This window comes from Cedecea sp. P7760, from assembly GCF_013386425.1.
GTDB classification, from domain to species: domain Bacteria; phylum Pseudomonadota; class Gammaproteobacteria; order Enterobacterales; family Enterobacteriaceae; genus Cedecea; species Cedecea selenatireducens.
In genome coordinates this window covers 78191-98522 of the sequence record NZ_JACARU010000004.1, presented here as the reverse complement: position 1 = coordinate 98522, position 20332 = coordinate 78191, and the positions used below count along the sequence as shown (strand labels likewise).

The following is a 20332-nucleotide window of genomic DNA, read 5'->3' as shown; positions in this document are numbered from 1 at the left end:
TCCTCGCCGGCGAGGAACGGGACGATGCTGTCGTCACCGGCTTCAATCAGCTCCGGCATTTTCTCGGCAACGCGTACCAGCTCGATACTGTCTTCATTCAGCGGCAGGCCGTAGAAACGTGGGCCGTTCAGCGAGGTGAAAGCCTCGAAGTGCTGCAGCGCATTCATTTCTTCAAACACCGTGGCATAGGCGCCCAGCGCGGACGGCGCGTTAAAGCAGCCTGCGCAGCCGCAGCTTGTCTCTTTGCGATGGCGCGAGTGCGGCGCGGAGTCGGTGCCGAGGAATACGCGGTCACAGCCGCTGGCAACCAGCTCGCGCAGGGCATCCTGGTGAACGCTACGCTTCAGAATTGGCAGGCAGTAAAGGTGTGGCCGGATGCCGCCTACCAGCATGTGATTGCGGTTAAACATCAGGTGCTGAGGCGTGATGGTCGCCCCAATCAGCGAGTTGCCTTCCTTCACATACTGGGCCGCATCTTTGGTGGTGATGTGTTCGAACACGACCTTCAGTTCCGGCAGTTGGCGGCGCAATGGCTCCATGACGGTTTCGATAAAACGCGCTTCGCGATCGAAAATATCGATATCGGCATGGGTGACTTCGCCGTGCACCAGCAGCGGCATGCCAATTTTTTGCATGCGTTCAAGCACCGGCATGATAGCGGCAGTACTGGTGACGCCGTGAGCTGAGTTGGTGGTGGCATTGGCCGGATAAAGCTTGGCGGCGGTAAACACGCCTTCATTAAAACCGCGCTCAATTTCGTTAGGGTCGAGCGTGTCGGTCAGGTAGCAGGTCATCAGGGGTTCAAAGTGTTGACCGGCCGGAACGGCATCAAGTATGCGCTGACGGTAAGCGACCGCCGCTTCCACGCTGGTAACAGGAGGCGCAAGATTGGGCATCACAATCGCGCGGCCATACGTCTGGCTGGTGTAAGGCACCACGGTTTTCAGCATATCACCATCGCGAAGGTGGATATGCCAGTCATCTGGGCGGCGGATTTTTAATACCTGAGGTAATGCGGTCATGAATGTGCTCCGGCGTGAGAGGGAAAATCAGTCATCAAGGGCTGGTTTTATGCCGGGCACTAAGGATAAGGGGAAACGTTATCGTTTGCACCACTTATGTTGTACAAAACTCTCAGAGCAGAAAACTGCCCTGAGAGGGAGGCTATCAGTCCGTTAAAGGAATGATTATTTCACCGGGCTTCACTTCAATGCCTTTGGCATATTTCTTCGCCAGTGACTCGCCTTTGCTGCGATCTTCACTCAGGACATAGGCCGGTTGCTGATTGAAGTAGCTGCGCAGAGACTGATTCAGGTAAGGCACGATGGTTTGCAGCACGGCCTGCATTTTTTGCGGTTCAACCTGAGCATCCACCACTTCCATTTCCTGCAGGTAGATAGCGCCTTGTTCTTTATTGAACACCGGCAGCGCTTTCAGCTTCAGCTTCAGGATGGCTTTCTGATTGCCAAACAGCGACGTCATGTCCAGATTGGCGTCGCCGGTCAGGGTGACTTTATTCGGCTCTTCCCGCCCAATCTGGCTGACTAAGTTGGTTAACACTACGTGGGCATCTGCCACGCCGGGCAGCCCAATGTTTTTTGCGAAGTTATTGTGTTTTTCCAGCGACTGGTTGATCTCCTGTTCACTCACGCTGTACTGCGTTAACTGGTTGCATCCTGACAGCAGGCCGCTAAGCATCAATGCTGCGGCAAAAACAATCTTCTTCATAGGCTTCCTCAAAATAGCGGCTCCAATGCCGTGCCTTGCGTTAATCAGCATAATGCGGCCCGGCGTTAGCGGCTACAGGAAAAAGATGAAAGGGGGGATTTACCCCTGGCCACCGGGCTCGAACATCGTCGGTTCAACCGGTTTGAGGCTGAACTGCCACCAGAGCGCGGCAAGGGTAATACAGCCGATAATCCCGAGCATCGCCCAGGGCAGCTCCGGCTGCTGCAGCGCTTTCCCCGCATCAAACAGCCAGCCGCCGCCGGTATAGCCCAGCGCGCCGCCCAGCGACAGCCCTAAACGGCTGAACCCCATATAGCTGCCTCGCGCGCGGGCATCGGCCAGCGAGGCGCTCAGCGTTTCCCTGGCGGGCTCGGCAATAATCGAGCCGATATAGAAGGTACAAATCAGGGCAAAAAGCTGCTGTAAGCTCGAGGTAAGGCCAATAGGCATCAGGCTGACCGTCATCAAAACCAGCCCGGCCATCAGGCGTTGCTCAAGGCGGAAGCGCTTTTCGCTCCAGCGGGCGATAGGGTAGAGCAGCGTCAGCGAAAGCGCCGCTTCAATGGCGTACATCCATTTCACCGCCGATGCGGTACCGGCTATATCGTTCACCATCAGCGGCAGCATTAGCATGACCTGCACCGCAAGCATGTAATAGCCGGTTAGCGTCAGCACATAGGTAATAAAGCGTTTGTCGCGGAATACGCGCCCCATGCCTTCACGCATTGGCGTGCGGATGGTCGAAAGCTTATAGGCAGGAAGCAGCCAGGCGTTAAGCGCTGCGCAAAGCACGAACATCACCGCACCCACGGCGCACACCAGGCGGAAATCATACTGCAGCAGCCAGCTCCCCAGCAGGGCGCCGATAACCGCGCCAGCGCTGTCCTGCATCATCAGTATCGAGAAGAAGCGGCCCCGATGCTGAGGGCGAACCAGTTTGACGACCAGCGCCGAGCGGGGAGGGTCAAACAACGTCCCGCCGATGGCGGAGAGCAGGCACGAGAGCCACAGCATCCACGGTTCGGTGGCGATGCCCATGGTGGCAAACCCGGCGGCGCGCAGCAGCATGCCGGTGACGATCATCGGTTTAGCACCGAGCCTGTCGGCAATAGCGCCACCAAAGACGCCCAGCCCCTGCTGGATAAACTGACGCAGACCCAGGGCAATCCCGACCATCAATGCGGCCCAGCCCAACTGGTCAACGAAGCGGATGGAAATCAAAGGGAAGACAACGAAAAAGCCCAATACCACTAACATGTTATCAAGCAGCAGGAAATATTTACCCAGGCTCCTTGCCTGCGCCACCCGGGACATCTCCCCTCCAGGGAACTTAATTAAACGTGACAGAGACTTATTCTCGCCTGCCGTCCGAGCTTTTGACACAAGGTGCAGGACAATATTTTTTTATCGTGCAACGAGTTTGATTTAACTCTTTAATCGAAAAAAATGATGTTGCTTCATGTTGTTGTTTTCACTCGGCGGGCAGGCACAGGTATAGTAATAAGATGAGCCCCGAGAAGCGGGATGAAGGAGTGGGATAAACATGTTTGGCTACCGCAATAATGCACCGAAAGTTCGCCTGGTGACCGACAGACTGGTGGTGCGTCTGGTTTATGAGCGAGATGCCTGGCGTATGGCGGATTACTACACCGAAAATCGCCAATTTCTGAAACCCTGGGAACCCATTCGGGATGAAAGCTACTGTTATCCGTCAGGCTGGCAGGCAAGGCTTGGCATGATCAATGAAATGCACAAGCAGGGCAGCGCGTATTACTTTGCGCTGCTCGATCCGGAAGAAAAAGAAGTTATCGGCGTGGCTAACTTTTCCAACGTTGTGCGCGGCTCGTTCCATGCCTGCTACCTCGGTTACTCCATCGCCGAAAAATGGCAGGGGCAGGGGTTAATGCATGAGGCACTGACCAGCGCTATTCGCTATATGCAACGTAGCCAGAACGTGCACCGCATTATGGCCAACTATATGCCGCATAATCAGCGAAGCGGTGACCTGCTGACGCGCCTGGGCTTTGAGAAAGAAGGCTACGCCAAGGATTATTTGCTGATTGACGGCGTGTGGCGGGACCACGTTCTGACCGCGCTCGTCAATAAAGACTGGACCCCAGGTCGTGGAGTTTAAAAATGAAATATCAGTTAACGGCGGTTGAAGCCCGCGTGATTGGCAGCCTGTTGGAAAAGCAAATCACTACGCCAGAGCAGTATCCCATGTCGGTCAACGGCGTCGTCACCGCCTGCAACCAGAAAACCAACCGTGAACCGGTGATGGAGCTGAAAGAGCACGACGTCCAGGACACGCTGGATGTGTTGCTGAAAAATCATTATCTGCGCACCGTGAGCGGGTTTGGCAACCGCGTGACCAAATACGAACAACGCTTTTGCAATTCAGAGTTTGGTAATTTGAAGCTGAACCCGGCGGAAGTGGCGGTTATCACCACTTTGCTGCTGCGGGGCGCGCAAACGCCGGGTGAGCTGCGCAGCCGTGCCGGGAGAATGTTTGAGTTCACCGATATGGCTCAGGTAGAAGCCACGCTGGAAGGGCTTGCAGGCCGTGATGACGGGCCGTTTGTTGTGCGTCTGCCTCGCGAGCCGGGGAAGCGTGAAAGCCGTTATATGCATCTCTTTAGCGGGGAGGTCGATGCTTCTGCGATGGCGGAGCAAAACGTAAGTCCGGTTTCAGACTCGCTCCATGCGAGAGTGGACGCGCTGGAGGCTGAAGTTGCCGAACTAAAACAGCGGCTGGATTCCCTGCTCGCGCATCTGGGAGATTAACGATGACGAAATTACGCGTTGGCGTGGTGGGGCTGGGCGGTATCGCGCAGAAAGCCTGGCTGCCGGTTCTTGGCGCATCCAACGACTGGTCGCTGGTGGGGGCATTTTCGCCGACCAAAGCAAAAGCATTGCCGGTGTGTGAAACCTGGCGCATTCCTTATATCGACTCGCTGAGCAACCTGGCAGCCCGGTGCGATGCCGTGTTTGTGCATAGCGCCACCAGTTCGCATTTTGCGGTGGTAAGCGAGCTGCTCAACGCCGGCGTTAACGTCTGCGTGGATAAACCTTTAGCGGAAAACCTGGCCGATGCCGAGCGGCTGGTGGAGCTTGCCGCACGTAAAAAACTTACCCTGATGGTGGGCTTTAACCGCCGTTTTGCCCCGCGCTATCAGCAATTAAAAGAAAAGCTGTCCGCAGGGGCGGCGTCCCTTCGCATGGATAAACATCGCAGCGACAGCGTTGGCCCGAACGATCTGCGCTTCACCCTGCTGGATGACTATCTCCACGTGGTGGATACCGCGCTGTGGCTTGGGGGCGGAAATGCCCAGCTGCAAAGCGGGACGCTGCAGACCAACGAGCTGGGGCAGATGCTGTATGCCGAGCACCATTTCAGCCTGGGCAATCTGACGATAACGACCAGCATGCATCGCCGGGCCGGGAGCCAGCGCGAGTGGGTTCAGGCGGTGACGGACGGCGGGCTGTATGAAGTCACCGACATGCGCCAGTGGCAGGAGGAGCGTGGGGCAGGGATAGTCGAACAGCCGATTCCGGGCTGGCAAACAACGCTGGAACAGCGCGGTTTTGCAGGCTGCGCCCGTCACTTTATCGACTGCGTGGCGAATCAGACGGTTCCGGAAACCTCCGGCGAGCAGGCCCTGCTGGCGCAGCGCGTCGTGGACAAGCTCTGGCGCGAGGCGATTAACGAATAAGCTGTAACATATCACGGTAGCAATTCGGCCCCGTATCGGTAGACTATGCCGACTTGTCATCATCCATGTACGCCTGCATTGCAGGCGTTCATGTTTGTGGAATAACAGAATAAATGAACCTATTAAAATCGCTGGCGGCCGTCAGCTCGATGACCATGTTTTCACGCGTGCTTGGCTTTGCGCGCGACGCTATTGTGGCGAGGGTATTTGGGGCAGGAATGGCGACGGACGCCTTTTTCGTGGCATTTAAGCTGCCGAACCTGCTGCGCCGTATCTTTGCCGAGGGCGCTTTCTCTCAGGCGTTTGTGCCGATTCTTGCCGAATACAAGAGTAAACAGGGTGAAGACGCTACCCGCGTGTTTGTCTCCTACGTCTCGGGACTTTTGACCCTGGCGCTGGCGCTGGTCACCGTACTCGGCATGCTCGCCGCGCCGTGGGTTATTCTGGTTACCGCCCCGGGCTTTGCCGACACCGCGGATAAATTCGCGCTGACCTCAAGCCTGCTGCGTATCACCTTCCCGTATATTTTGCTGATTTCGCTGGCGTCGCTGGTGGGGGCCATCCTGAATACCTGGAACCGTTTCTCGGTCCCGGCGTTTGCCCCGACTTTCCTCAACCTCAGCATGATTGGTTTTGCGCTGTTTGCTGCCCCGCACTTTAACCCGCCGATTCTGGCGCTGGCCTGGGCGGTAACGGTGGGCGGCGTATTGCAGTTGGCCTACCAGCTGCCGCACCTGAAGAAAATCGGCATGCTTGTGCTGCCGCGCATCAGCTTTAAAGACGCCGGTGCGATGCGGGTTATCAAGCAGATGGGGCCGGCGATTCTTGGCGTTTCCGTCAGCCAGATTTCGCTGATCATCAATACCATTTTTGCCTCTTTCCTGGTGTCCGGCTCGGTCTCCTGGATGTATTATGCCGACCGCCTGATGGAGTTTCCTTCTGGGGTGCTGGGCGTGGCGTTAGGCACAATTTTGCTGCCGTCGCTGGCGAAGAGCTTTGCCACCGGCAACCACGATGAATACTCGCGCCTGATGGACTGGGGCCTGCGCCTTTGTTTCCTGCTGGCGCTGCCGAGCGCCGTGGCGCTGGGTATCCTGGCCAAACCGCTGACCGTGTCTTTGTTCCAGTACGGCAAATTCTCTGCTTTTGATGCCCTGATGACCCAGCGCGCGCTGGTCGCGTACTCCGTCGGCCTGATGGGGCTTATCGTGGTGAAAGTGCTGGCGCCGGGCTTCTATTCCCGCCAGGACATTAAAACGCCGGTGAAGATAGCCATCGTGACGCTGATTTTGACCCAGCTGATGAACCTGGTGTTTATCGGCCCGCTGAAACACGCCGGGCTTTCGCTGTCGATTGGTCTGGGGGCCTGTATTAACGCCTCGCTGCTTTACTGGCAACTGCGTAAACAGGATATCTTCAAGCCGCAGGCGGGCTGGGCGCCGTTCCTACTGCGCCTGGTGGCAGCGGTGGTGGTGATGTCCGCGGTGCTGGTTGGGCTGATGTACGTCATGCCTGCCTGGGATTTAGGCAATATGCCTTATCGACTGCTGCGGCTGATGGCGGTTGTCGTGGCGGGCGTGGTCGCCTATTTTGCGACGTTGCTGCTGCTGGGCTTCAGGCTGAAAGATTTCGCCCGCCGCACGCTTTGATTTTTTCTGGGTGGATGACGCTTTCGTCAGGTCACCCTATTCTTTATATGTTGAAAGGTTAATTAGGTGAAAGAGCGATGAGAGGAATAATCACAACCTGGTTCGAAGACAAAGGCTTCGGATTTATCAAAGATGAAAACGGCGAGAACCGTTACTTCCATGTGATTAAAGTCGCCAATCCGGAGCTTATCAAAAAGGATGCGTCGGTGACCTTCGAGCCGGGAACCAATAACAAAGGGCTGTCGGCCTTTGCCGTGAAGGTTGAGCCGGAGAGCAAGCATCTCTTTATCGCCGGCGAGCGGCTTAAAATCACCTCGATCAAATCTTACGTGGTGTACAGCGAAGAGCAGCCGGCAGACGGCAAGATCGATAAAGAAAACGCGGTGTTGTCGGTTGGCCTGCTGATGAACAGTATTCGCCCGAAGGCTGAGAAAAAAGAGGGTGAAATGCGTACGGTGAAAAAACTGGCCGTCACCACGTTCCAGGGCGAAACGCATCTCTTCTCAGAAGATGAAATTGATATTGAGGCTACGGTAAAAGTCTTGAAATCGCTGAAATAAACAATCTGCTGGTCAAGGAGAGCGTTGACCAGCAGTTTTCATCTGGTGGGAAAATCAGATAGTGATTTTTTTACCGCCGCGGTTGCCCTGAGACGTTGCCTGCCCGTCGGCACCATAGAAGTCCGGCGCCTGATGCGGTTTTAACACGGCAATAGCCTGCTCATTGCGGGCCATCTGATCTTCCAGTAACCAACCGTTGTGCTGGTTAATGTCCCGCAAATGCAGGGTTTTTTGCGTAATCGTCTGCCAGCGCTGGCTGACGTCCAGGCTGGTGACCGCCCCGGCATTTTGCTCCGCACGACGCTGCTGCTCCAGGTAGTCCAGCGTAGCCAGCAGCGAGCTTTTATCTTCAGTTATACGTTGCAGCGCATTGCTGTTTATCTGGCCTGCGGAAAGCTGCAGCTGTTCAGCGTCCATCACCTCTTTCAGTGAATTCAGCACTGCGGTCATTTGGTCCAACACTTCTAACAGACGACTCACCGTTAATTACTCGACAAATAGCTTTGGGCTTCCTGGATCAGCGCATCGGCGATCTTGCCGGTATCCATCTTCAGGTCGCCGTTACGAATAGCCGTCTTCAGCGCTTCAACGCGTTCCATGTTGATATCGCCGCTGCCTGGCTGCATCAGTTTAGCCTGCGCATCGCTTAACTTTACGCTGGTGCTGTTGGCGGTTGCGGATTTTTCCAGACGGCTTTTCAGCGTCTGTGGATCGCTGGTTTCACGCGGTTGTACGGTGCTTACCGGTTTCAGTGGCGACGTGCGATCAATGCTCATTGTTCTCTCCTCATCGAGGGGCTCGCGGCGTAAGAGCCAGTCAGTATTATTAATTGATAGTACTATCGGCAGTCGCCGCGGAATCTTTAAAAAGATTATAGATTAATCAGAATATTCCCATCAGCATCAACCTTCCCGCTTACCACCTGCCCTGAAGACATACGAACGCGGGCATTTTGTGCCACCGCGGCGTTGTTCAGCGCTTTACCTTCACCGTTGACGCTAAAGCCCTCGCCGGAGGCAATCACCTGAACCTGCTGACCGGCTTTTACCCGCCAGGCCTGGCGCACCATCGACTGAATAACCGGCTGCCCGGGGGCAATGTCCCGCAGTGACACCGCCTCGGTGGCCTGGTCGAGACTCATCATAGTTCTTGGGGGGAGTTGGTCAAGGCGGCCCCGTTTTAACTCTACGCTGCCTGGGTCGATTCTTGCGCCGCGCGCGATTGCCCGACTGGCGACGACGTAATCGCCCGTGGCAATGACCTGAACCTGGATAAAGCGTTTGTCGCTGCCGCAGCGTGCCATGACGCTCACGTTGCCCCACAGTTTTGCATTTCCCGGCGTTGAGAATTCGGGCTGAGGGCAGGCGGGAAGCTGGCCGTCTGGCGTTTTCACGTTGACGCTGACGTCATCGCTGATCCCCGCCAGCCGCTGCTGGAAATACTGGGTCAGCGGCAGATCGAGCGTACCCGCCAGGGCCAGTTGGCTGACCAGCAAACTTGCTACGCCGCTCCAGATTTTCAGGCTTATCATCGCGCTTCTCCGTTCTCAGGTTGCGGTGATTTTAACCGTGAGTCGTTTTGATCAAGGCGACAAATAGCGACGTATTTTGCGCTTATTCCACCCATCGCGTACGCGTAAGGCGCTTTAAGCTTTCGGACGATTCCTAATTCTATGGACCATGGAGGAAGCATGCTCGATAAACTGGACGCCGCACTGCGATTTCAGCAGGAAGCGCTTAATTTGCGTGCCCAGCGTCAAGAGATCCTGGCCGCGAATATCGCCAATGCCGACACGCCGGGCTTTCAGGCGCGCGATATCGACTTTGCCAGTGAAATGAAAAAAGTGATGGAGCGCGGACGCGTTGAAGGGGGCGGCATGTCGCTTGCGCTGACTTCGGCTCGCCATATTCCGGCCCAGACCCACTCCACTCCGTCGCTCGATCTCCTCTACCGCGTACCTGACCAGCCTGCAATGGACGGCAACACCGTCGATATGGACCGCGAACGTACGCAGTTTGCCGATAACAGCCTGAATTACCAAACAAACCTCACGGTGCTTGGCGGGCAAATTAAAAGCATGATGTCGGTGCTACAGGGATAATCGATGGCTTTACTCAATATTTTCGACATCGCCGGTTCGGCTATGACCGCCCAGTCCAAGCGCATGAACGTGGCGGCAAGTAACCTCGCCAACGCCGACAGCGTGACCGGGCCAGACGGCCAGCCTTACCGCGCAAAACAGGTCGTTTTTCAGGTGGACGCAGCACCTGGTGCGGCGACCGGTGGCGTTAAAGTGACCAAAGTGGTGGAGAGCGATGCGCCGGACAAGCTGGTTTTCCAGCCGGGCAACCCGCTCGCAGACGCGCGCGGCTACGTGCGGATGCCTAACGTAGACGTGGTCGGCGAGATGGTGAACAGCATGTCTGCCTCCCGCAGCTACCAGGCCAACGTCGAGGTGCTCAACACCGTGAAGGGCATGATGATGAAAACGCTCACTCTCGGTCAGTAACAGGAGCCTATATGTCCCTTGCAGTCAAAATGAACGATCCGACTAACAATGTTGATCCTACGGCTGGCGCATCCAAAAACAGCCTGACGGGCAACAGCGCGGCAGACCTGCAGGGGAGCTTCTTGACCCTGCTGGTGGCGCAGTTAAAAAACCAGGATCCGACCAACCCAATGCAGAACAACGAACTGACCACGCAGCTGGCGCAGATCAGTACCGTGAGCGGCATCGAAAAACTCAACACCACGCTGGGCTCTGTCTCCGGCCAGCTGAACCAGAACCAGTCTCTGCAGGCGAGCGCCCTGATTGGTCACGGCGTCATGATCCCGGGCAACAAAGTGCTGGCGGGCACGGACTCCAAAACCAACACCATCAGCACCACGCCGTTTGGCGTTGAGCTGCAGCAGGCGGCGGATAAAGTCACCGCGACGATCTCTGATAAGGACGGCAAAGTGGTCCGCACCATCGAGATTGGCGGCCTGAGCGCCGGGGTTCACACCTTTACCTGGGACGGCAGCGCCAACGACGGCACTAACGTGCCGGACGGCTCTTATACCGTGGCAATCAATGCTACCAACGGCGGGACGCAGCTGGTGGCTCAGCCGCTGAACTTCGCCATGGTGAACGGCGTTATCAACGGCAAAGATGGCGCGAAGCTGGATCTCGGAACCTACGGTTCCACGACCCTTGATGCAATCAGGCAAATTATTTAAGCCTATAACCTTAGCAGGAGTAAGACATGGCGTTTTCTCAAGCGGTCAGCGGCTTAAATGCTGCGGCCACCAACCTGGACGTGATTGGTAACAACATTGCCAACTCCGCCACCTACGGTTTTAAATCCGGCTCGGTCTCTTTTGCCGACATGTTTGCAGGCTCTAAAGTGGGCCTGGGCGTTAAAGTTGCGGGCGTGACCCAAAACTTTGGCGACGGCACAACCACCAGCACCGGCCGTGGCCTGGACGTGGCGATCAGCCAGAACGGTTTCTTCCGCCTGGTCGACAGCTCCGGCTCCGTTTTTTACAGCCGTAACGGTCAGTTCAAACTGGATGAAAACCGCAACCTGGTGAACATGCAGGGCCTGCAGCTGACCGGTTACCCAGCCACCGGCACCCCGCCAACCATTCAGCAGGGCGCAAACCCGGTAGGGCTGTCTGTGCCGAATACCCTGATGGCGGCAAAATCCACCACCACGGCGTCCCAGCAGATCAACCTCAACTCTACCGACAAACTGCCAGCCACTACGCCGTTTGATCCGACCAAAGCGGATAGCTACAACAAGAAGGGCACGGTAACCGTCTATGACAGCCAGGGTAACGCCCACGGCATGGACATTTACTACGTGAAGAGCGCGGATAATACCTGGGCAGTTTATACCAAGGATTCCTCTGTTGCGGGTTCAACGGCAACTCCTGCAGGGTTTATGCGTTTCGACAATAACGGCAACCTGCAGGGTATTACTGCCAACGCCGCCGACCCGATTCCAAACCCGAACACGCTGCCAACCAGCATCAACGTGACGACCGGCGTGACCAACGGCGCAACGCCTGCCAGCTTCGCGCTGAGCTTCCAGAACTCCATGCAGCAGAACACCGGCGCGAACAACATCGTTGCCACCCTGCAGAACGGTTATAAGCCGGGTGACCTGGTTTCTTACCAGATTAACGATGATGGCACCGTGGTCGGCAACTACTCCAACGAGCAGAACCAGCTCCTGGGGCAAATTGTGCTGTCCAACTTTGCTAACCCTGAAGGTTTGCAGTCTCAGGGCGATAACGTCTGGACCGCAAGCAACTCCTCCGGCGTTGCGCTGCTGGGCCTCGCGGGCACCGGTAACTTCGGGACGCTGACCAGCGGTGCGCTGGAGTCTTCGAACGTGGATCTGAGTAAAGAACTGGTGAACATGATCGTCGCGCAGCGTAACTATCAGTCGAACGCGCAGACCATCAAAACCCAGGACCAGATCCTCAACACCCTGGTTAACCTGCGCTAAGCGCCTGAAGGGACGGCTTAATGGATCATGCAATCTACACCGCCATGGGCGCTGCCAGCCAAACGCTGAATCAACAGTCAGTCACGGCGAGCAACCTGGCGAACGCTTCGACTCCGGGCTTCCGCGCGCAGCTTAACGCTTTGCGTGCGGTTCCGGTTGAAGGGCTTTCTCTGCCAACCCGTACCCTCGTCATTGCCTCAACGCCAGGGGCAGATATGACGCCGGGTCAAATGGACTACACCTCGCGCCCGATGGACGTTGCTTTACAGCAGGATGGCTGGCTGGCGGTGCAGACGCAGGAGGGCGGGGAAGCCTATACCCGCAACGGTAACATTCAGGTAAGCCCTGCCGGTCAGCTGACCATTGGCGGCCGGCCTGTTATCGGCGACGGTGGCCCTATCGCGGTGCCGGAAGGCTCGCAGGTGACCATTGCCGCGGATGGAACCATCTCCGCGCTGAACCCCGGCGACCCGCCGAATACCGTGTCACCGATTGGCCGACTGAAGCTGGTGAAAGCCACGCAGCAGGAAGTGGTGCGCGGCGATGACGGACTTTTCCGTTTAAACGCCACCGCCCAGGCTACACGCGGTGCGGTACTGCAGGCGGACCCTACCATTAAGGTGATGTCCGGCGTACTGGAAGGCAGCAACGTCAAACCGGCGGAAGCGATGGCGGACATGATAGCCAACGCCCGTCGTTTTGAGATGCAGATGAAAGTTATCTCGAACGTTGATGACAATGAACAGCGCGCTAACACGCTGCTGCAAATGACCTAACGTCCGGCTCACTTATTACAGGATTCAACCATGATCAGTTCTTTATGGATTGCCAAAACGGGTCTTGATGCACAGCAAACCAATATGGATGTGATTGCCAACAACCTGGCAAACGTCTCCACCAACGGTTTCAAGCGTCAACGCGCCGTGTTTGAAGATTTGCTTTACCAAACCATTCGTCAGCCGGGCGCCCAGTCTTCTGAGCAAACAACGCTGCCGTCAGGTTTGCAGATTGGTACCGGCGTTCGCCCGGTCGCAACCGAGCGTCTGCACAGCCAGGGCAACCTGTCTAAAACGGACAACAGCAAGGACGTGGCGATTAAAGGCGAAGGCTTCTTCCAGGTCTTACTCCCGGACGGCACCTCTGCTTACACCCGCGATGGTTCTTTCCAGGTTGACCAGAACGGCCAGCTGGTAACGGCGGGCGGTTTCCAGGTTCAGCCTGCGATAACCGTGCCGGCAAACGCCCTAAGCCTGACTATCGGACGTGACGGCGTGGTGAGCGCAACCTTGCAGGGGCAGGCCGCTCCGGTGCAGGTTGGCCAGCTTAACCTGACGACCTTTATGAACGATACCGGCCTGGAAAGTATCGGTGAGAACCTTTACACCGAAACCCAGGCATCCGGTGCGCCAAACGATTCCACGCCGGGATTGAACGGCGCAGGTTTGCTGTATCAGGGCTACGTTGAAACCTCAAACGTCAACGTTGCTGAAGAACTGGTGAACATGATCCAGGTTCAGCGCGCTTACGAAATCAACAGCAAAGCGGTCTCCACGACCGACCAGATGCTGCAAAAACTGACGCAAATGTAAGGCGTGTGCCGGCGCGTGAAAGCGCGCCGGCTGCCGTGACCTGAAGATGAAAGCAATGCAAAACCCAATGGTGCTCCGTCCTGTTGTCCTGAGTCTGGTGTTTGCCGTAAGCGGCTGCGCCCTTGTGCCTACTAAACCGCTGGTTGAAGGTGCGACTACCGCCCAGCCGGTGCCTGGCCCTGCGCCAGCGATCAACGGGTCAATTTTCCAGACCGCACAGCCGATGAACTACGGCTATCAGCCGCTGTTTGAAGACCGTCGCCCGCGTAATATCGGCGACACCTTAACCATCCAGCTTCAGGAAAATGTTAGCGCCAGTAAAAGTTCTTCGGCGAATGCCAGCCGCGACGGCAAATCGGCCCTTGGCTTTGATACCGTGCCGACCTTCGCCGCAGGGCTATTGGGGAATGGGAAAGCTGACCTGAATGCCTCTGGCAGCAATGGCTTTAACGGCAAAGGCGGCGCCAATGCCAGCAACACCTTTAGCGGCACCCTGACGGTGACCGTCGACCAGGTGCTGGCGAACGGTAACCTGCACGTCGTGGGTGAGAAACAGATAGCCATCAACCAGGGAACCGAATTTATCCGCTTCTCTGGCGTAGTGAACCCGCGCACCATCAGCGGCAGCAACACCGTTGCGTCGACCCAGGTGGCGGATGCCCGAATTGAGTATGTCGGTAACGGCTACATTAATGAAGCGCAGAACATGGGCTGGCTGCAGCGCTTCTTCCTTAACGTATCGCCGATGTAAGCGAGGGGTACCATGGTTAAATATTTATTTGGGTTGGTTGTGCTGCTGGTAACGGCGTATGCATCAGCTGACCGTATCCGCGACCTGACGACCGTGCAGGGCGTGCGTGAAAACTCCCTGATAGGCTACGGCCTGGTCGTCGGGCTCGACGGCACCGGTGACCAGACGACGCAAACGCCGTTCACCACCCAAAGCCTGAACAACATGCTTTCCCAGCTGGGCATCACCGTGCCGACCGGCACCAATATGCAGCTGAAAAACGTGGCGGCGGTTATGGTGACCGCCAAATATCCGGCGTTCGCGCGGGCGGGGCAGAACATCGACGTTGTCGTTTCCTCAATGGGTAACGCCAAGAGCCTGCGCGGCGGTACGCTGTTAATGACCCCGCTTAAGGGCGTTGATAACCAGGTTTATGCCCTGGCGCAGGGTAACGTGCTGGTCGGCGGCGCGGGCGCTGCCGCAGGCGGCAGCAGCGTGCAGGTGAACCAGCTTAACGGCGGGCGTATCACCGGTGGCGCGGTCGTCGAGCGCGAGCTGGCCGGTACCTTTGGCAATGGCAATACCCTTAATCTGCAGCTTAACGACGATGACTTCAGCCTCGCGCAGCAGATTACCGACACCATTAACCGTTCACGCGGCTTTGGCAGCGCCACGGCGCTGGACGGCCGTACCATTCAAATTCGCGTGCCAAGCGGCGGCAGCTCGCAGGTTCGCCTGCTGGCAGATATCCAGAACCTTGAGGTCAACATGCCGGTTCAGGATGCCCGCGTGGTAATTAACTCCCGTACGGGCTCGGTGGTCATGAACCGTGAAGTGACGCTGGATAACTGCGCCGTCGCGCAGGGAAATCTGTCCGTCACGGTGAACCGTCAAAACCAGGTCAGCCAGCCTAATACGCCATTTGGCGGCGGTCAGACCGTAGTAACGCCGCAAACGCAGATCGATCTGCGTCAGAGCGGTGGCTCGGTACAGCGCGTGAATTCCAGCGCCAACCTGAACAATGTCGTCCGCGCGCTGAACGCGCTGGGTGCCACGCCAATCGATCTGATGTCTATCCTGCAATCAATGCAAAGCGCGGGCTGCCTGCGTGCGAAACTGGAAATCATCTGATGCTTACTGATGCCCGTTCACTTGCCAATGCCGCTTTTGACGCTAACTCGCTGAATGATTTAAAGGCGAAGGCCGGACAGGATCCGAAAGGGCACCTGAAAGAGGTGGCTCATCAGGTGGAGGGCATGTTCGTGCAGATGATGCTGAAAAGCATGCGTGAGGCGCTGCCGAAAGACGGAATTTTCAGCAGCGAATCCACCCGTATGTACACCAGCATGTATGACCAGCAGATTGCCCAGCAGCTTAGCGCGAAAGGGCTGGGGCTGGCGGATGCGATGGTCAAACAAATGGGCGGTGAGCAGGCCGATCCGTCCGAGACGGCGGGCCAGATCCCAATGAAGCTCGATCCGCAAACCGTTACCAGCTATCAAAATCAGACGTTGACGCAGATGGTGCGTCAGGCCGTGCCGCGCGCGCCTTCAAACGAAGAGCCGATGAGCGGAGACAGCAAAGACTTCCTGGCGCAGCTCTCGCTGCCGGCTCGTCTGGCGAGTGAGGCGAGCGGCATCCCTCATCACCTGATACTGGCGCAGGCGGCGCTGGAGTCCGGCTGGGGGCAGAGGCAAATCCGTACCGAAAAAGGCGAGCCTAGCTTTAACCTGTTTGGCGTCAAAGCGACGCCGGGCTGGAAAGGGGCGACCACCGAAATCACCACCACCGAGTTTGAAAACGGTGAGGCGAAGAAGGTCAAAGCGAAGTTCCGCGTTTACAGCTCGTACCTTGAAGCGCTTTCGGACTACGTTGGCCTGCTGACGAAAAACCCGCGCTACGCTGCCGTGACGAACGCAGCTTCCGCAGAGCAGGGCGCTCAGGCGCTGCAAAACGCCGGTTACGCCACGGATCCTAATTACGCCCGTAAGCTGACCGGCATGATCCAGCAGCTGAAATCAATGAGCGACAAGGTTTCCAAAGCCTACAGCACCGATTTGTCAAATTTGTTCTGAAGAGACTCAAGTCTCGTGGCCTGCTGCCGATAATAAACAGCAGAACCTTTGACCACACGCTATGAAGGAACCTTCATGTCCAATAGCCTGATTAACAGCGCCATGAGCGGCCTGAGTGCTGCCCAGGCAGCATTAAGCACCGTCGGCAACAATATTTCTAACTATAACGTAAACGGTTATACCCGCCAGACGACGATTCTGTCCCAGTCAAAAAGCACCCTGACCGGGGGCGGCTATGTGGGCAATGGCGTGTATGTTAACGGCATACAGCGTGAATATGACTCGTTTATCACCAACCAGCTGCGCGCGGCACAAACGCAAAGCAGCGGGCTGACGACGCAGTACCAGCAGATGTCAAAAATTGACAACATCCTGTCCGGGACGACTAACTCGTTGTCCAAAACCATGCAGGATTTCTTCTCTGGCCTGCAGACGCTGACCAGTAATGCTCAGGATCCGGCGGCACGTCAGGCTCTGCTGGGTAAAGCGGATGGCCTGGTAAACCAGTTTAAGGTGACCGACCAGTATCTGCGCGATCAGGATAAGCAGGTCAACCTGTCTATCACCAGTAGCGTTGACCAAATCAACACCTACGCCAAACAGATTGCCAACCTGAATGATCAGATTTCGCGGCTGAAGGGCGTGGGCGCGGGTTCAGCGCCGAATGACCTGCTGGATCAGCGCGATCAGCTTGTCAGCCAGCTCAACCAAATCGTCGGCGTTGAAGTCAGCGTGCAGGACGGCGGCACCTATAACGTGTCTATCGGCAATGGCCTGACGCTGGTGCAGGGCGATACCGCTAACCAGCTGGCTGCGGTTAACTCCAGCGCGGATCCCTCCCGCACGACCGTTGCGTTTGTCGATCCTGTCGCCGGCAAGGTTGAAATTCCGGAAAGCCAGCTGAACTCCGGCTCACTTGGCGGCCTGTTTACCTTCCGTTCTCAGGACCTGGACAGCGCGCGTAACCGTCTCGGCCAGATGGCACAGGCTTTTGCGGCGGCCATGAACGGCCAGCATACCCAGGGTTATGATGCTAACGGAGACAAAGGCACCAACCTGTTCACGATTGGCGGCCCAACCGTACTGAGCAACAGCCGTAATACCAGCGGTACGCAACTGACGGCGTCCATCACCGACAGCAAGCAGGTACAGGCCAGCGATTATAAGGTTGAGTTCGTGAGCGGCAGCTGGAAAGTGACCCGCCTGTCTGACAATGCCAATATCAATCCGGGCACCACCACGGACGCAGGCGGCAACGTAAGCCTGAACTTTGATGGGCTGAAAGTTGGCGTGAGCGGCACGCCTGCCAACAATGAAAGCTTTACCGTAAAACCGGTTTCTGATGCCGTGGTGAACATGAACCTGGCCATCAAAGACGAAGCTAAGCTGGCGCTGGCAAGCGATCCTGCCTCGGGCAAGAGCGATAACCGTAATGCTCAGGCGATGCTTGATCTGCAAAACTCGAAGCAGATTGAAGGCAATAAGACCTTCAATGACGCCTACGCTACCCTGGTCAGCGACGTGGGGAATAAAACGGCCAGCCTGAAGGTCACCAGCACCACTCAGGGCAACGTGGTTACGCAGCTAACGAAGCAGCAGCAGTCTATCTCAGGCGTTAACCTCGACGAAGAGTACGGCAACCTGCAGCGTTATCAGCAGTACTACATGGCCAACGCCCAGGTCCTCCAGACTGCGTCAACGCTGTTTGATGCCTTGCTGAATATTCGTTAACGGGAGCCAGCGTCATGCGTATCAGTACCCAAATGTTGTATGACCAGAACATGCGCGGCATTAGCGACTCGCAGAGTTTATGGTTGAGCTATGGCGAGCAGATGAGCACCGGTAACCGAGTGAACCGCCCGTCGGACGATCCGATCGCGGCTTCTCAGGCGGTAGTGCTTTCCCAGGCGCAGTCCATGAATGACCAGTACAAACTGGCGAGGACGTTTGCAACTCAGAAGGTCTCCCTGGAAGAGAGCGTGCTTCAGCAAACGGTCTCTTCAATACAAAGCGCGCAGGAAAAGATTGTTTATGCCGCAAACAGCGGGACATTGAGTGATGACGATCGGGCGTCTTTGGCAACCGATCTCGAAGGTATACGCAATCAAATCTTAAACCTGGCTAACAGTACTGACGGCAACGGTCGCTATATTTTTGCCGGTTATAAAACCGAGGCAGCACCGTTTGCCGGGGCGGCGGGGAGCGTGACCTACAACGGCGGGACTATCCCGATTACCCAGCAGGTTGACTCCGCGCGTACTATGACTATCGGTCATACCGGCGATGAAGTCTTTAACCATATCTCCAGTAACGCGACGCCTGAACCTGATGGTTCACCGAGCGAGACCAATATCTTCAACATGCTGGACTCTGCTATCAAGGCGCTGAAAACGCCGACAGCCGGGCTGGATGATGCGGGTAAAAAAGCTCTTGATGCCGCTGTCGCCAAAACAAACCGTGGCCTGGGGAATGCCCTGAGCAATGTGTCGACCGTGCGTGCGGAGTTAGGTACCCAGCTGAATGAGCTCAGCAAGCTGGATGATTTAGGCAGTGAGCGAGCGCTGGCGCAGACCGATCAGATGAGTCAACTGGTGGGCGCAGACTGGACCGCAACCGTGTCTAACTATGTGCAGCAGCAGGCCGCCTTACAGGCCTCTTATAAAGTATTCACCGATATGCAAGGCATGTCGCTTTTCCAGTTGAATAGTCGATAGGCTTTACCGTTTTGGGCGCGTTATGAAACTGAACGCGCTTTATATGCCCGCTTCCGCACCCCGGAGCGGGCTTTTTTTTAGCGAAAATTCACCAGCCGCACACTTCGTGTTCGTCTTCCGTGTCGTAGGCGCGCACGGTATTTACCAGGTCTTTCACGACTTCGGCGGCCACGTCCGGGATGAGCAGCGTCATGGGGGATTCGGTCTCGTAGTCGACCGAAACGCCGTTGCTGTTGTTGGTCACGCTGACGGTATACGTTGCCTTGCCCATTACGCGTTCCTCTGGCTGTTCACTACTTTACCCAGGCCGGTACCTTCCAGCTTCGCATCAGGCGCGGCAAAGAAGTCGATATTGAAATAAGTATCATCGGTCAAAAGCTCAATACGATGCCATTTTTGCGGCGGAGAGATAGCAAAGGCTCCGGCTTCAATCACGATTTCCACGTCGGGAACCGTGGCATCCGCATCCGGGAAACCAAAGTATTTCACCGCACCCTGCATCACCGAAAGTCGACCAAAAACGCCGGCTTTAGTGTTGTGATGGGTGAACAGCGCGGCAGGTGCCGTCTCTTTGGTCCAGAACGGCGTTGCACGGGTATGCAGATACGTTTGGGGGATGGTCAGCATAATAAGATTCCTTCTGTCGCTACAGTGAACGGAGAACTTCCGGGGCCACAAAAAAGTCGATGTTGAATACCGCATCCTCGGTTATCAGTTCGAGGTGGTGCCATTTCTCCGGCGGGAAAACGCCGAAGTGGCCAGCTTCAATTATCAGTTCTGTTTCCGGCTCGGGCGTAGTCTCATCGGCATAGCCCAGATAGCGAACTTTACCGCGCATGACGGTCAGGCGCGGATAGACGCCCTGACGGGTGCCTTTGTCCAGATGACGTTGAAAAAGACCTGCCGGAGCAGACTCTTTATCCCAGAAAGGGGACGAGCGGGTGTGAATACAGTTGGCGGGGATCGGGAGCATGGTGTTTCTCCTCAACAAGTTCCGCAGGTATTACATCATACAAATTGGCGTGGCGTTTATCATAATGTGCATTTCAAATGCATCTTTAATGGGTAGATAGCTACC

The 20332-nt window shown here is 56.4% G+C and carries 25 protein-coding genes; 16 read left to right on the top strand and 9 right to left on the bottom strand.

What is annotated here, in order from left to right:
* From pyrC to mdtH, 3 genes are all read right to left on the bottom strand, one after another.
* On the bottom strand, positions 1-1022 hold a 1022-nt coding region (gene pyrC / locus HX778_RS01420; protein ID WP_176981122.1), incomplete at its 3' end, for a dihydroorotase.
* 145 nt (positions 1023-1167) lie between these two features.
* Positions 1168-1728 (bottom strand): lipoprotein, encoded by a 561-nt coding sequence (locus HX778_RS01415; RefSeq protein ID WP_176981121.1) that lies wholly within the window; start codon positions 1726-1728, stop codon positions 1168-1170.
* Positions 1729-1827: 99 nt separating this feature from the next.
* Positions 1828-3042, bottom strand: a complete 1215-nt coding sequence (gene mdtH / locus HX778_RS01410; RefSeq protein WP_038473725.1) for a multidrug efflux MFS transporter MdtH — start codon at positions 3040-3042, stop codon at positions 1828-1830.
* A gap of 229 nt (positions 3043-3271) precedes the next feature.
* Here mdtH and rimJ point away from each other — a divergent pair, with 229 nt between their 5' ends.
* From rimJ to HX778_RS01385, 5 genes are all read left to right on the top strand, one after another.
* Positions 3272-3862, top strand: a complete 591-nt coding sequence (gene rimJ / locus HX778_RS01405) for a ribosomal protein S5-alanine N-acetyltransferase (protein ID WP_038473722.1) — start codon at positions 3272-3274, stop codon at positions 3860-3862.
* Positions 3863-3864: 2 nt separating this feature from the next.
* The gene (locus tag HX778_RS01400; RefSeq protein ID WP_038473719.1) at positions 3865-4512 is read left to right on the top strand and encodes a YceH family protein; all 648 of its coding nucleotides are present in this window, start codon (positions 3865-3867) and stop codon (positions 4510-4512) included.
* Between the two features lie 2 nt (positions 4513-4514).
* Positions 4515-5441, top strand: coding sequence for a Gfo/Idh/MocA family protein (locus tag HX778_RS01395; protein WP_038473716.1), 927 nt, complete (start codon positions 4515-4517; stop codon positions 5439-5441).
* 113 nt (positions 5442-5554) lie between these two features.
* Positions 5555-7090 (top strand): murein biosynthesis integral membrane protein MurJ, encoded by a 1536-nt coding sequence (gene murJ / locus HX778_RS01390; RefSeq protein ID WP_038473714.1) that lies wholly within the window; start codon positions 5555-5557, stop codon positions 7088-7090.
* A 77-nt stretch (positions 7091-7167) separates the two neighbouring features.
* A complete protein-coding gene (locus HX778_RS01385) occupies positions 7168-7650 on the top strand; it encodes a cold-shock protein (protein ID WP_038473712.1) in 483 nt (160 codons plus the stop codon).
* Positions 7651-7704: 54 nt separating this feature from the next.
* Here HX778_RS01385 and flgN read toward each other — a convergent pair whose 3' ends face one another.
* From flgN to flgA, 3 genes are all read right to left on the bottom strand, one after another.
* Entirely contained in the window at positions 7705-8130 is a 426-nt protein-coding gene (flgN, locus tag HX778_RS01380; protein ID WP_038473709.1) for a flagella biosynthesis chaperone FlgN, read from the bottom strand.
* 2 nt (positions 8131-8132) lie between these two features.
* Positions 8133-8426, bottom strand: coding sequence for a flagellar biosynthesis anti-sigma factor FlgM (flgM, locus tag HX778_RS01375; protein WP_038473707.1), 294 nt, complete (start codon positions 8424-8426; stop codon positions 8133-8135).
* Positions 8427-8521: 95 nt separating this feature from the next.
* Positions 8522-9181, bottom strand: coding sequence for a flagellar basal body P-ring formation chaperone FlgA (gene flgA, locus HX778_RS01370; RefSeq protein WP_176981120.1), 660 nt, complete (start codon positions 9179-9181; stop codon positions 8522-8524).
* 159 nt (positions 9182-9340) lie between these two features.
* Here flgA and flgB point away from each other — a divergent pair, with 159 nt between their 5' ends.
* From flgB to flgL, 11 genes are all read left to right on the top strand, one after another.
* Positions 9341-9751 (top strand): flagellar basal body rod protein FlgB, encoded by a 411-nt coding sequence (flgB, locus tag HX778_RS01365; protein WP_038473701.1) that lies wholly within the window; start codon positions 9341-9343, stop codon positions 9749-9751.
* Between the two features lie 3 nt (positions 9752-9754).
* Positions 9755-10159, top strand: a complete 405-nt coding sequence (gene flgC, locus HX778_RS01360; RefSeq protein WP_038473694.1) for a flagellar basal body rod protein FlgC — start codon at positions 9755-9757, stop codon at positions 10157-10159.
* Positions 10160-10170: 11 nt separating this feature from the next.
* Positions 10171-10869 carry a flagellar hook assembly protein FlgD gene (flgD, locus tag HX778_RS01355; protein WP_038473689.1) on the top strand — a complete coding sequence of 233 codons (699 nt, stop codon included), beginning with the start codon at positions 10171-10173 and terminating at the stop codon, positions 10867-10869.
* 26 nt (positions 10870-10895) lie between these two features.
* Positions 10896-12146: a flagellar hook protein FlgE gene (gene flgE / locus HX778_RS01350; protein ID WP_038473686.1), complete on the top strand. Its 1251-nt coding sequence runs from the start codon at positions 10896-10898 to the stop codon at positions 12144-12146.
* Between the two features lie 20 nt (positions 12147-12166).
* Positions 12167-12922, top strand: a complete 756-nt coding sequence (locus tag HX778_RS01345; RefSeq protein ID WP_038473683.1) for a flagellar basal body rod protein FlgF — start codon at positions 12167-12169, stop codon at positions 12920-12922.
* 30 nt (positions 12923-12952) lie between these two features.
* On the top strand, positions 12953-13735 hold the full coding sequence (gene flgG, locus HX778_RS01340) for a flagellar basal-body rod protein FlgG (RefSeq protein WP_038473679.1): 783 nt from the start codon (positions 12953-12955) through the stop codon (positions 13733-13735).
* Positions 13736-13790: 55 nt separating this feature from the next.
* Complete coding sequence (locus HX778_RS01335; RefSeq protein WP_144244084.1) at positions 13791-14486, top strand: flagellar basal body L-ring protein FlgH; 696 nt, start codon at positions 13791-13793, stop codon at positions 14484-14486.
* A gap of 12 nt (positions 14487-14498) precedes the next feature.
* The gene (locus HX778_RS01330) at positions 14499-15596 is read left to right on the top strand and encodes a flagellar basal body P-ring protein FlgI (RefSeq protein WP_038473673.1); all 1098 of its coding nucleotides are present in this window, start codon (positions 14499-14501) and stop codon (positions 15594-15596) included.
* Entirely contained in the window at positions 15596-16540 is a 945-nt protein-coding gene (gene flgJ / locus HX778_RS01325) for a flagellar assembly peptidoglycan hydrolase FlgJ (RefSeq protein WP_038473670.1), read from the top strand. The genes HX778_RS01330 and flgJ overlap by 1 nt, the downstream gene beginning before the upstream one ends.
* A 75-nt stretch (positions 16541-16615) precedes the next feature.
* A complete protein-coding gene (gene flgK, locus HX778_RS01320; protein WP_038473668.1) occupies positions 16616-18271 on the top strand; it encodes a flagellar hook-associated protein FlgK in 1656 nt (551 codons plus the stop codon).
* A gap of 14 nt (positions 18272-18285) precedes the next feature.
* Positions 18286-19254 carry a flagellar hook-associated protein FlgL gene (flgL, locus tag HX778_RS01315; RefSeq protein WP_176981119.1) on the top strand — a complete coding sequence of 323 codons (969 nt, stop codon included), beginning with the start codon at positions 18286-18288 and terminating at the stop codon, positions 19252-19254.
* An 88-nt stretch (positions 19255-19342) separates the two neighbouring features.
* On the opposite strand, the gene HX778_RS01310 is transcribed toward flgL, so the two are convergent.
* The 3 genes from HX778_RS01310 to HX778_RS01300 are packed head-to-tail and all read right to left on the bottom strand — an operon-like array spanning position 19343 to position 20227.
* Positions 19343-19525, bottom strand: coding sequence for a DUF1869 domain-containing protein (locus HX778_RS01310; protein WP_038473663.1), 183 nt, complete (start codon positions 19523-19525; stop codon positions 19343-19345).
* On the bottom strand, positions 19525-19881 hold the full coding sequence (locus HX778_RS01305; protein ID WP_038473660.1) for a DUF1971 domain-containing protein: 357 nt from the start codon (positions 19879-19881) through the stop codon (positions 19525-19527). Before HX778_RS01305 ends, HX778_RS01310 begins: the two co-directional genes overlap by 1 nt.
* Before the next feature lie 19 nt (positions 19882-19900).
* Entirely contained in the window at positions 19901-20227 is a 327-nt protein-coding gene (locus HX778_RS01300) for a DUF1971 domain-containing protein (protein WP_038473658.1), read from the bottom strand.
* Positions 20228-20332 lie beyond the last annotated feature (105 nt).

Excerpts from the sequence above, each read along its gene's own strand:
- flgJ (WP_038473670.1), top strand. The coding sequence starts at position 15,596 with ATGCTTACTGATGCCCGTTCACTTGCCAATGCCGCTTTTGACGCTAAC.
- HX778_RS01400 (WP_038473719.1), top strand. The coding sequence starts at position 3,865 with ATGAAATATCAGTTAACGGCGGTTGAAGCCCGCGTGATTGGCAGCCTG.
- HX778_RS01415 (WP_176981121.1), bottom strand. The coding sequence starts at position 1,728 with ATGAAGAAGATTGTTTTTGCCGCAGCATTGATGCTTAGCGGCCTGCTG.
- flgD (WP_038473689.1), top strand. The coding sequence starts at position 10,171 with ATGTCCCTTGCAGTCAAAATGAACGATCCGACTAACAATGTTGATCCT.
- HX778_RS01305 (WP_038473660.1), bottom strand. The coding sequence starts at position 19,881 with ATGCTGACCATCCCCCAAACGTATCTGCATACCCGTGCAACGCCGTTC.
- HX778_RS01310 (WP_038473663.1), bottom strand. The coding sequence starts at position 19,525 with ATGGGCAAGGCAACGTATACCGTCAGCGTGACCAACAACAGCAACGGC.
- murJ (WP_038473714.1), top strand. The coding sequence starts at position 5,555 with ATGAACCTATTAAAATCGCTGGCGGCCGTCAGCTCGATGACCATGTTT.
- HX778_RS01385 (WP_038473712.1), top strand. The coding sequence starts at position 7,168 with ATGAGAGGAATAATCACAACCTGGTTCGAAGACAAAGGCTTCGGATTT.
- flgM (WP_038473707.1), bottom strand. The coding sequence starts at position 8,426 with ATGAGCATTGATCGCACGTCGCCACTGAAACCGGTAAGCACCGTACAA.
- mdtH (WP_038473725.1), bottom strand. The coding sequence starts at position 3,042 with ATGTCCCGGGTGGCGCAGGCAAGGAGCCTGGGTAAATATTTCCTGCTG.
- HX778_RS01335 (WP_144244084.1), top strand. The coding sequence starts at position 13,791 with ATGCAAAACCCAATGGTGCTCCGTCCTGTTGTCCTGAGTCTGGTGTTT.
- HX778_RS01345 (WP_038473683.1), top strand. The coding sequence starts at position 12,167 with ATGGATCATGCAATCTACACCGCCATGGGCGCTGCCAGCCAAACGCTG.
- flgE (WP_038473686.1), top strand. The coding sequence starts at position 10,896 with ATGGCGTTTTCTCAAGCGGTCAGCGGCTTAAATGCTGCGGCCACCAAC.
- HX778_RS01395 (WP_038473716.1), top strand. The coding sequence starts at position 4,515 with ATGACGAAATTACGCGTTGGCGTGGTGGGGCTGGGCGGTATCGCGCAG.
- flgL (WP_176981119.1), top strand. The coding sequence starts at position 18,286 with ATGCGTATCAGTACCCAAATGTTGTATGACCAGAACATGCGCGGCATT.
- flgK (WP_038473668.1), top strand. The coding sequence starts at position 16,616 with ATGTCCAATAGCCTGATTAACAGCGCCATGAGCGGCCTGAGTGCTGCC.
- flgB (WP_038473701.1), top strand. The coding sequence starts at position 9,341 with ATGCTCGATAAACTGGACGCCGCACTGCGATTTCAGCAGGAAGCGCTT.
- flgC (WP_038473694.1), top strand. The coding sequence starts at position 9,755 with ATGGCTTTACTCAATATTTTCGACATCGCCGGTTCGGCTATGACCGCC.
- flgA (WP_176981120.1), bottom strand. The coding sequence starts at position 9,181 with ATGATAAGCCTGAAAATCTGGAGCGGCGTAGCAAGTTTGCTGGTCAGC.
- flgG (WP_038473679.1), top strand. The coding sequence starts at position 12,953 with ATGATCAGTTCTTTATGGATTGCCAAAACGGGTCTTGATGCACAGCAA.
- HX778_RS01330 (WP_038473673.1), top strand. The coding sequence starts at position 14,499 with ATGGTTAAATATTTATTTGGGTTGGTTGTGCTGCTGGTAACGGCGTAT.
- HX778_RS01300 (WP_038473658.1), bottom strand. The coding sequence starts at position 20,227 with ATGCTCCCGATCCCCGCCAACTGTATTCACACCCGCTCGTCCCCTTTC.
- rimJ (WP_038473722.1), top strand. The coding sequence starts at position 3,272 with ATGTTTGGCTACCGCAATAATGCACCGAAAGTTCGCCTGGTGACCGAC.